Source organism: Gryllotalpicola sp. CP2-P1 (assembly GCF_057512245.1).
The window spans coordinates 1-10328 of the sequence record NZ_JBLRDT010000096.1; the positions used below are offsets into that span (position 1 = coordinate 1).

Genomic DNA, 10328 nt, shown 5'->3' on the forward strand with positions numbered 1-10328 from the left:
CCTTGAAGTCGACCGCCAGCATCAGGGGCTGCCACTCCACCGGCGACTGCGCGGCGACGAGCTCGGCGGCCCGCAGGCGGTCGGCCGGCCGCTCGCAGAGCACCAGCACGCTCGGCCCGGCGCCCGAGACGACGGCAGGGAACCCGGCGGCCCGCAGCAGACCGACCAGCGCGCTCGTATCGGGCATGGCCGCGGCACGGTAGTTCTGGTGCAGCTTGTCCTCGGTGGCCGACAGCAGCAGCTCGGGGCTCTGGATCAGCGCCGCGATCAGCAGCGCCGAGCGGGACACGTTGAACACCGCGTCCTCGTGCGGCACCTGCGCCGGCTGCAGCGAGCGCGCGAGCTTGGTCGGCACGGTGTGCGCCGGCACGAACACCACCGGCGAGACGCCCCGGTGCACGTTGAGCTTCTTGTGCTGCGGGCCGCCCGGCTCGACCCAGGCGATCGTGAGGCCGCCGAACAAGGCGGGCGCGACATTGTCGGGATGCCCCTCGAGCTCGGTCGCGATCGCGAGCAGCTCGGAGGAATCGAACTCGACGAGCCCGGCGAGCAGGCCCTTCGCCGCCATGATGCCGCCGACAATCGCGGCACCCGATGAACCGAGCCCCCGCCCGTGCGGAATCGCGTTGCGCGCGACGATGTCGAGCCCCGGAACCAGCGCCCCCTTTCGGCCGAGGACGTCGAGGATGACGGAGGCGACCAGGTTCGTGGCATCCGTGGGCACCGAGCCGTCGGAGCCCACACCGTGCACCTCGACGCGCACACCGGGCACAGCCGAGACCGTCACCTCGAGCTCGTCGTAGAGCGAGAGCGCCAGCCCGAGGGTGTCGAAGCCCGGCCCGAGGTTGGCGGTCGTCGCGGGCACGCGCACGTGTACGCTGCGACCCACGGGAATCGCCGAGGAACCGCCGGCGGCCACAGCCGCCGGCCCGGGCATCGGACCGGAATCCGGGCCCGCCGACATCATGCAGGTGCCCCGACGGATGCCTTCTCCAGCCCGATCGCGCCGGCGACCGCACTCGCCGAGACCTCGACGACGGTCGGCTGCACCTCAGAGCCGTCGGCCTGGCGCAGCGCCCACTGCGGGTCCTTGAGGCCGTGGCCCGTGACGGTGATCGTCACGACCGAGCCCTCGGGGATCGCCCCGGCGGCGTGCCGCTCGAGCAGCCCGGCCACGCCGATGGCGCTCGCCGGCTCGACGAACACGCCGACCTCGGCCGCGAGCAGCTTCTGCGCGGCGAGGATCGTCTCGTCGTCGATCGCCCCGAAGTAGCCCTGCGTCCTGTCGCGGGCCTCGAGCGCGAGGCTCCACGAGGCGGGGTTGCCGATGCGGATCGCCGAGGCGATCGTGTCGGGGTCCTTCACGGGGTGGCCGAGCACGATGGGCGCCGAGCCCGCCGCCTGGAAGCCGAACATGCGCGGCAGCTTGGTGGCGACGCCGCGCTCGAGCTCCTCGACGAAGCCGCGAGTGTAGGCGGTGTAGTTGCCGGCGTTGCCGACGGGGATGAAGTGGAAGTCGGGGGCATCGCCGAGGCGCTCGACGATCTCGAACGCGGCGGTCTTCTGCCCCTCGATGCGATCGTTGTTGACGGAGTTGACGAGGTGCACCGGGTATTCCGCGGCGAGCTCGCGCGCGACATCCAGGCAGTCGTCGAAGTTGCCCGTGAGCTGCACGATCTCGGCGTTGTGCACGATCGCCTGGCTCAGCTTGCCGAGCGCGATCTTCCCCTCGGGGATCAGCACGACGGCCTTGATGCCGGCGTGCGCGGCGTAGGCGGCGGCCGACGCCGAGGTGTTGCCCGTGGAGGCGCAGATGACGGCCTTGGCCCCGGCCTCGACGGCCTTCGAGATCGCCATCGTCATGCCGCGGTCCTTGAAGGAGCCCGTCGGGTTCATGCCCTCGTACTTGATGTACACGCGGGCGGCCGTGCGGCGCGAGAGCGAGGGGGCCTCGATGAGCGGGGTGCCGCCCTCCCCCAGGGTGACGATCGGCGTGGCATCCGTCACATCGAGGCGGTCGCGGTACTCGTGCAGGACTCCCTGCCACTGGTGGGCCACTTGCTTTACGCTCCTTCGATCCGCAGCACGTGGGCGATCGAGGTGACCGCCGCGCTGGCGCGCAGCGCCTCGACGGTCGCCGCGAGCGACGCCTCGAGGGCTGCATGGGTTCCGATGACCAGGGTAGCCGTCGGGGTCTCGCCGCCCGCTGTGCCTGGGGCCGCCGACGACTGCACGACGGTCTCGATCGACGCGCCGTTCTCGGCGAACAGGCGCGCGATCTCGGCGAGCACGCCGGGCTGGTCGGCGACGTGCAGCGTCACGTGGTAGCGCGTGACGGCCGCCGAGACGGGCAGCACGGGCAGCTCGGCGTGCGTCGATTCCGCGACGCCCGGGCCGCCCGCGACATGGCGGCGCGCGGCCGACACGACATCGCCGAGCACGGCCGAGGCGGTCTGGATGCCGCCCGCTCCGGCGCCGTAGAACATGAGGTCGCCCGCGGCTTCCGCCTGCACGAAGACCGCGTTGTGCGCGCCGTGAACAGCGGCGAGCGGATGCCTGCGCGGCACGAGCGCGGGGTAGACGCGTGCCGACACCGCGGCCTCCCCCGTTTCGGGCGCGGCGATGCGCTCGCAGATGGCGAGCAGCTTCACGGCGTAGCCCATGTCGCGGGCCAGATCGACCTGCTCTTTCGTGATGTCTTCGATGCCCTCGCGGTACACGGCTTCGAGCGGCACGTCGGTGTGGAACGCGAGGCTCGCGAGCAGAGCGGCCTTCGCCGCGGCGTCGTAGCCGCCGATGTCGGCGGTCGGGTCGGCCTCTGCGTAGCCGAGCTCGGTCGCCACGGCGAGCGCCTCGCCCAGCTCGTCGCCGTCGACATCCATGCGGTCGAGGACGTAGTTCGTCGTGCCGTTGACAATGCCGAGGATGCGGGTGACCCGATCGCCCGCGAGGCTGTCGCGCAGCGGCCGGATGATGGGGATCGCGCCGCCGACGGCCGCCTCGTAGTAGAGCTGCGCGCCGACCTGGCCCGCCAGGTCGAACAGCTCGGTGCCGTGGGTGGCGAGCAGCTGCTTGTTGCCGGTCACCACGTCGGCGCCCGAGTTCAGCGCCTTCAGAATCAGCTCGCGCGCCGGTGAGATGCCGCCCATCAGCTCGACGACGATGTCGGCGCCGAGGATCAGCTGCTCGGCATCGGTCGTGAACAGCTCGCGCGGCAGGCTCGCGTCGCGGGGCTTGTCGAGGTCGCGCACGGCGATTCCGGCGAGCTCGATGCGCGCGCCGACGCGGCTCGACAGCTCGTCGCCGTTCTCGAGCAGCAGTCGGGCGACCTGCGAGCCGACCGTGCCGCCGCCGAGCAGGGCGATCCTGAGGGTGCGGTATTCGATCAAAGGACTACCCCTGCGTCGTGAGAGAGAAGGTCTTCCTCGGTCTCGCCGCGCACGATCACGCGGGCCTCGCCGTCGCGCACGGCGACGACGGCCGGCCGGGGAAGGTAGTTGTAGCGGCTCGACAGAGAGAAGCAGTAGGCGCCGGTGGCCGGCACGACCAGCAGGTCGCCGGGGCGCACGTCGCCGGGCAGGTAGTCGGCGTCAACCACGATGTCACCGGACTCGCAGTGCTTGCCCGCGATGCGCACGAGCGCGGGCGGGGCATCCGATCGCCTCGACGCGAGCCGCGCGCTGAACTGCGCCTGGTAGAGCGCGTAGCGCGCGTTGTCGCTCATGCCCCCGTCGACGCTCGCGTACAGGCGGGTCGCGGTGCCGCCGGTCTCGGCGTCGACCTCGACGGGCTTCGTGGTGCCGAGCTCGTAGAGCGTGACGCCCGGGGTGCCGATGATGGCACGGCCGGGCTCGAAGGCGAGGTGAGGCACGGGGATGCCGAGCGCGGCGCAGTGCTGCGCGACCGAGTCGACGATGGGCTTCGCGAGCTCCCACGCGTCGGTCGCGTCGTCGCCGGTGTTGTAGGCGATGCCGAAGCCGCCGCCGAGGTTCAGCTCGGGCACCGGGCCGCCCGCGAGCAGCCGCGCGTGCACCTCGAGCAGGCGCCGCGCCGATTCCGCGATGCCGGCCGAGCCGAAGACCTGGGTGCCGTTGTGGCAGTGCAGCCCGACGAACTCGAGCGAGGCATGCGAGCGGATGTCTGCGACCAGGCCCTCGACCTCGCCGAGCGAGACGCCGAACTTCTGGTCCTCATGGGCGGTCGCGAGGTAGGCGTGGGTCTCGGCGTGCACGCCCGACTTCACGCGCAGTCGCACCCGCTGGCGGCGGCCGTGGCGCTCGGCGGCTGCGGCGACGCGCTCGATCTCCTGCTCGGAGTCGAGCACGATCGTGCCGAGGCCGACCTCGACGGCGCGGTCGATCTCTGCGAGGGACTTGTTGTTGCCGTGCAGCCCGAGCCGGGCCGGGTCGACGCCGGCCGCGAGGGCGACCGCGAGCTCGCCACCGCTGCAGGTGTCGAGGTTCAGCCCCGCCTCGGTGACCCACCGCGCGACTTCGGTCGACAGGAACGCCTTGCCGGCGTAGTAGACCGTGACGGTCGTGCCCACGGCGGCGGCCGCGGCGGCGAAGGCGTCGTGGATGCGGGCGGCTCTGGCGCGGGCATCCGCCTCGTCGATGACGTAGAGGGGCGAGCCGAACCGCGCTTTGAGCTGCGTGACCGGCACTCCCCCGACGCTGACGACCCCGTCGCCCTCGCGGCGGGCGCTTGCCGGCCAGATCGCGGCGGGCAGCTCGTTCGCGTCGTCAGGAACGGTCAGCCAGCTCGGCGCCAGGGGGTTGGTGACCACAGGTGTCCTCGGTGCTCGGTGGGGATTGCGCGCCAGTTTACCGGGCGGCGACGGATGCCCCGGAACCGTGCCGAAACGTTCCGAAACGGGGCTCGGCGGCGGCATTCACCCCTCTGCGCACTTTTCGGTGGCGGCCTCAGGGGCGCCAACCCTTCAGGAGAAGCGCCTCGCGGGTCATCCGCTCGACATCGGCGGCGGTGTGGTGCCTGCGCACGCGGATCACCGTCCAGCCGGCGAGCACGAGCCGGTTGTAGCGGTCGACGTCGATGCCCGACCAGCGGTGCCGGTGCCATCGCTCGCCCTCGTACTCGACCAGCACTTTCCACCGGCGATAGACGAGGTCGCCGATCGCGATGAGCTTCCCATCGGGCCCGTGGATCCGCTCGTTGCGCGCCGGCTCCGGCAGCCCCGCCCGCACGATCACGAGCCGCGCCCAGGTCTCGCGCGGCGACCACACGTTCTCTCTGAGCTGCGGAAGCGCCTCGCGCAGCTTGCGAACCCCGCGCCCCGCGCCGTGCGCGGCGAGCGCCCGCTCGAGATGGCGGCGCGTCGTGAGCATCACCGGCTTGTCCGACAGCATGCGGTCGCCCGCGGCAATGAGCTCGTCGACGGTGAGGAACCGCGCCAGCTCGCACCACAGCTCGGCCGCCACGCGCACCGGGCGGTCGAAGAGCAGTGTCGTCTCGGCGTTCTGCGCGGTGTGCCCGACGACGAACCTTCCGCGAGGAGCGAAAGCCGTCGGCGCGGTGACATGGACCACGAGCTGCTCGAGGCGGGCGGGCAGGGGCACGCCGAGGATGCGGGCGGCTGTCGGCCCGCTGAAGAACCATCCGCGAGGCATCCGCGCCTGGTAGGCGTCGCACAGAATCGCGAACTGTGCGTCCGGGTCGGCGTTCTCGAGGAGGGCACGCGGCACCCGCACGCCGCGGAAGGGGTTCGCGAGGTCACGTGCCCTGAGCCGATCGCGTGAGACGCCCGACTCGTCGGCCTGGGCGACGGTGAACGGCGCGGCTTCAAGATGCGTGGGCAGGGGCTCAGGGTGGCGCATGGCCGCGAGTCTGCCGACGCGTCGTGGTGCGCATTCGTGGCCAAGGGCCGTTCTGGGGAGAATCGCGCGCCGACCTCGTCTGTGAGGGGCAAGTCGTGTGCTCGATCAGTCTTCCCGGCGCCACCGAGATGTTCCGAAACGGGCCTTTGGCGCGGGATTCCCCCATCGGCGCACGTCTCGGCGGGCATGGGGAAAGGCGCGGCGGGCGCGCGGAACGGGACCGCGGGCGCCGGGGACATTGGGCGCCGGGGACGACGGGCGCCTCGAACCGCGGGGGCGGCTAAGAAGCCGGGCAGGCGCTGTGGGTCTGGAACGTCTTCGGGTCGAGCGAGAAGTCCGTGGCGTGGAAGTCGATCGCCGCCTTGCTGCGCGCGATCTCGATGTCGCCGACGTTGAGTCCCGCCGGCAGGTAGGGCGCGATGCAGACGTTGATCGGCTTGCCGTCGAAGACCCCGCCGAGCAGCGACTTCACGTCGAAGTGCACGGGCCCCGAGGTGACGTTGACCGACTTCGGGTAGAGCCGCACCATCGCGCCGTCGGCCACCGGGCGCACGGCGGCCGAATAGCTCAGGGGCAAGCCGAGCACCTGCGTCGTCGCGCTGTAGGTGACGGTCTTCTCGCTCAGCGCGATCGCCGCGGTCGGGTCGGGCAGCGAGACCAGGCTGTTGACCGCCTGCTCGGAGACGTGCAGGGTGCCGCTCGCCGAGCCGAGCACGGGCGCGGTGCGGAACGAGCGATCGATGCGCACGTCGGTGGCGAGAACGGATGCCGAGACCGAGCCGCGCGCGGTCGTGATGCTCGGGGCATCCACCTCGACCTCGTCGAAGCGCCCCGCGAGGTACTGGACGATGAATGAGAAGCCGCGCACGTCGACCGAGAGGCCCGGCGCGGTCACCCCCGCGGGCAGCGCCTCGGCGATCTCGCTCTGCATGCGCCGCTCGGCATATGACCGCAGCGCCGCGTCGGCGCCGAACGCGACTGCCGCCACCGCGAGTACGGCGACGATGATCCAGGTGAGTCGGCGGGCTCCGGTCATCGAACGTCCCCGATGGCTACATCTTCTCCGGAGCGGAGACCCCGAGCAGGTCGAGGCCGTTGCGGATCGTCTGGCCGACCGCGAGGTTCAGCGTGAGGCGCGTGCGGTGCACGTCCTCGACGGGTTCCTCGCCCTGCGGGATGACGCGGCAGTTGTCGTACCAGCGGTGGTAGAGCCCCGCGACCTCTTCGAGGTAGCGCGCGACGCGATGCGGCTCGCGCAGCTCGGCGGCGTGAGCGACGACGCGCGGGAACTCCTGCAGGGCGCCGAGCAGCGCCGACTCGGTCTCGTGCGTCAGCAGGCCCGGCTCGAACACGCTGGTGTCGACGCCGGCCGCCTGCGCGTTGCGGGTCACCGAGCTCGTGCGGGCGTGCGCGTACTGCACGTAGAAGACGGGGTTGTCGTTCGAGCGGCTGCGCAGCTGGTCGGGGTCGAGCGCGAGCGGTGAGTCTGCGGGGTACCGGGCGAGCGAGTAGCGCAGCGCGTCGGTGCCGAGCCACTCGATCAGATCGTCCATCTCGATGATGTTGCCCGCGCGCTTCGACAGGCGCGCGCCGTTGACCGAGACGAGCTGCCCGATGAGCACCTCGATGTCCTTCTCGGGGTCGTCGCCCGCGGCACCCGCGAGCGCCTTGAGGCGATGCACGTAGCCGTGGTGATCGGCGCCGAGCAGATAGATCTTGTGCGCGAAGCCGCGCTCGGACTTGCTCAGGTAGTAGGCCGCGTCGGCGGCGAAGTACGTGTAGACGTCGTTGGAGCGGCGGATGACCCGGTCTTTGTCGTCGCCGAAGTCGGTCGTGCGCACCCACACCGCGTCGTCGGCGTCGAAGACGTGGCCGAGCTTGCGCAGGTCCTCCACGGCGTCGTCGATGCGGCTCGTGCCGGTCGCGGGGTCGACGGCGTGCAGCGTGCGCTCGGAGAAGTAGACGTCGAAGTGCACGTTGAAGTTCGCGAGCGACTGCTTGATCTCGGCGAGCTGGCGCGCATAGGCCGCCTCGCGCGCGGTCGCGAGCGCCTCATCGGCCGGCAGCTCGAGAAGGTTCGGCACCTGCTCAAGCACGTGCTGCGCGAGGTCTGCGATGTACTGGCCGGGGTAGCCGCCTTCCGGCGTCGGCTCGCCCTTCGCGGCGGCGAGCACGCTGGCCCCGAACTTGTCCATCTGCGAGCCGGCGTCGTTGATGTAGTACTCGCGGGCGAGCTCGGCGCCGGAGGCCTTCAGCACGCGCGCGATCGAGTCGCCGAGGGCCGCCCAGCGGGTGTGGCCGATGTGCAGCGGGCCGGTCGGGTTCGCGCTGACGAACTCGAGGTTGATGGTGCGACCCGCCTGCGTGGTGTTGCTTCCCCAGGCATCCCCCGCGTCGACGATCGTCTTCGCGAGCAGGCCCGCGGCCGCGGCGTCGAGGCGCAGGTTGATGAAGCCAGGGCCGGCGACCTCGGCGGATGCCACGCCGGGCAGCGTCGCGGCCGCGTCGGCGATCTCGGCGGCGAGCTCGCGCGGGCTCACCCCGATCGGCTTGGCGAGCTTCAGGGCGATGTTCGTCGCCCAGTCGCCGTGCTCGCGGTTCTTCGGCCGCTCGAGCGTGACGTCGGCCGGCGTGATCTCGACGCCCTGGTTCTCGCCGCGGCGTCGCGCCACGATGGGCTCGACGAGGGCGAACAGGGCGGAGGAAAGCTCGGCAGGAGTCACAAATAACGATTCTATGGGAGCGGCCTTTCGCTCGGCCTGAGAGGGCTGGGCGGCTTGATAGGCTCGCCGCGATCGCGTGCCATCACCCAGTCCGGCACGGATGCTCGATACGAAAGTGCCTGCCATGCCGCTTGCCAGACGTTCCCTTCGCATCACGACCGCCCTGCTCGCGGGTGTCACCGCCGCAGCCCTGTTCACGGGCTGCGCGAGCCAGGGCTCGAGCACCGCGAAGGACACGCCGAAGGCCGGCAGCTCGACGACGGCGCCCACCGACGGCTCTGCGACCGAGTCGGCCACCCCGACGCCGACGCCCACGCCGACCCCGACGCCGGTCACGCTGCAGCAGGGCCAGGTGTGGACCGCGCAGCAGGTCTACGACTTCAACCCGAACTTCTCCCCCGACCCCGACTACAAGGTGCAGGCCGGCAGCGCGGCCGAGCAGCTCGTGAAGCTCCAGGGCGCGAGCTTCGGCTGGGTCAACCAGACGAGCGGTCAGACGATCGAGATCGCGGTCGCGCACCCCTCGGCCGACAACGTCGACCAGTTCAGCGGCCAGGTCGCGGGCCAGTCGCAGCAGGTGCCGATCGACGGCGCGCCGGCCGGGACCGTCAGCTACTTCAACGTCGCCGGCGGTGTCGGCACGCTGCAGGTGTTCACGAACAACGGCTACTGGATCGTCATCGACTCGAAGATGTTCCTCGAGCCCGGCGACAGCTACGAGGTCGCCAGCGACGTGATGGGCAACCTGCAGTAGCTCACCGGCCCATGCGGGCGACGCGCTCGGCGATCGCGTCGGGCGTCAGCTTCGCCGCGGCGACGATGAGCTTGTAGCGCAGGCTCGGGATCGACACCGCGCGCCCCCGCGCCGTGTCGATGAGCGCTGCCCGCACGACGTCCGGCGCAGAGAGCCACAGGAAGTCGGGAACGGCCCTCTCGAGCCGTGCGGGCTCGAGCGACGCGCCCGCGGGCGCCGCGGCGTGGGCATCCGTGCTCAGCCTCGAGTGGAACTCGGTGCGCACGAAGCCCGGGGCGACCGCCGTGACGCGCACGCCGCGCCTCTTGTAGGCGAGGTTCGCCCACCGGCTGAACGACAGCAGCCACGCCTTCGCCGCGCTGTAGGTGCCGCGCGGGGTGAAGCCCGCGACCGACGCGATGTTGATGATCGTGCCGCCGCCCGCGGGCAGCATGTGCGCGAGAGCGGCGTGCGTGAGCCGCAGCGGCACCTCGACGAGCATCGAGAGCAGGTCGAGCTCGTCGTCGACGCTGTTCTGGTCGAAGTCCTTCGCGAGGCCGAAGCCCGCGTTGTTGACGAGCACGTCGATGCGATCGACGGATGCCCCGACCCGCGCTTCCGCCGCCTTGACGCCTGCCTTCGTCAGCAGATCGGCCGGCAGCACCTCGACCTCGACGTCGTGCGCGGAACGCAGCTCGTCGGCGAAGGCCTCGAGGCGCTGCGCGCTACGGGCGACGAGCACCAGGTCGAGGCCGGCCGCGGCCAGCTGGCGGGCGAATTCGGCGCCGATGCCGCTCGAGGCGCCGGTGATCAGGGCTCGCGTTCCGATCGCTCGAAGTCGGGGCATGCCCTCACGATAATCCGCACTTGACATGCGCGATAAACGATATATCGTTAATATGTCTTTGAAGGTCAAAGACCTGTTACAGAAAGGTCGACCGATGCGATACGACAACACTTCACATCACGACTTCCATGAGGGCCACGACGGTCACGGGCGCGGAGCGCGCCGCGGGCCGCGCGGCTTCCGCGGCCACG

9 protein-coding genes are annotated in these 10328 nt (G+C 71.2%); 1 reads left to right on the forward strand and 8 read right to left on the reverse strand.

All coding sequences use genetic code 11. The features are described from left to right. From thrB to argS, 7 genes are all read right to left on the reverse strand, one after another. Positions 1–937 (reverse strand): homoserine kinase (thrB, locus tag ACM2XV_RS08945; protein ID WP_487026679.1); only part of this gene is annotated, 937 nt, incomplete at its 3' end. Between the two features lie 26 nt (positions 938–963). Beyond that, entirely contained in the window at positions 964–2058 is a 1095-nt protein-coding gene (gene thrC, locus ACM2XV_RS08950) for a threonine synthase (protein WP_487026680.1), read from the reverse strand. 5 nt (positions 2059–2063) lie between these two features. Further along, a complete protein-coding gene (locus ACM2XV_RS08955) occupies positions 2064–3389 on the reverse strand; it encodes a homoserine dehydrogenase (RefSeq protein ID WP_487026681.1) in 1326 nt (441 codons plus the stop codon). After that, positions 3386–4786: a diaminopimelate decarboxylase gene (gene lysA, locus ACM2XV_RS08960; protein ID WP_487026682.1), complete on the reverse strand. Its 1401-nt coding sequence runs from the start codon at positions 4784–4786 to the stop codon at positions 3386–3388. The genes ACM2XV_RS08955 and lysA overlap by 4 nt, the downstream gene beginning before the upstream one ends. A gap of 136 nt (positions 4787–4922) precedes the next feature. After that, entirely contained in the window at positions 4923–5834 is a 912-nt protein-coding gene (locus ACM2XV_RS08965) for a hypothetical protein (protein WP_487026683.1), read from the reverse strand. A 280-nt stretch (positions 5835–6114) separates the two neighbouring features. Then, positions 6115–6870, reverse strand: coding sequence for an LmeA family phospholipid-binding protein (locus ACM2XV_RS08970; RefSeq protein ID WP_487026684.1), 756 nt, complete (start codon positions 6868–6870; stop codon positions 6115–6117). A gap of 16 nt (positions 6871–6886) precedes the next feature. After that, complete coding sequence (gene argS, locus ACM2XV_RS08975; protein ID WP_487026685.1) at positions 6887–8557, reverse strand: arginine--tRNA ligase; 1671 nt, start codon at positions 8555–8557, stop codon at positions 6887–6889. Between the two features lie 124 nt (positions 8558–8681). On the opposite strand from argS, the gene ACM2XV_RS08980 reads away from it, so the two are divergent. Then, positions 8682–9311, forward strand: a complete 630-nt coding sequence (locus ACM2XV_RS08980) for a hypothetical protein (RefSeq protein WP_487026686.1) — start codon at positions 8682–8684, stop codon at positions 9309–9311. A gap of 1 nt (position 9312) precedes the next feature. On the opposite strand, the gene ACM2XV_RS08985 is transcribed toward ACM2XV_RS08980, so the two are convergent. Beyond that, on the reverse strand, positions 9313–10137 hold the full coding sequence (locus tag ACM2XV_RS08985; protein WP_487026687.1) for an SDR family NAD(P)-dependent oxidoreductase: 825 nt from the start codon (positions 10135–10137) through the stop codon (positions 9313–9315). Positions 10138–10328 lie beyond the last annotated feature (191 nt).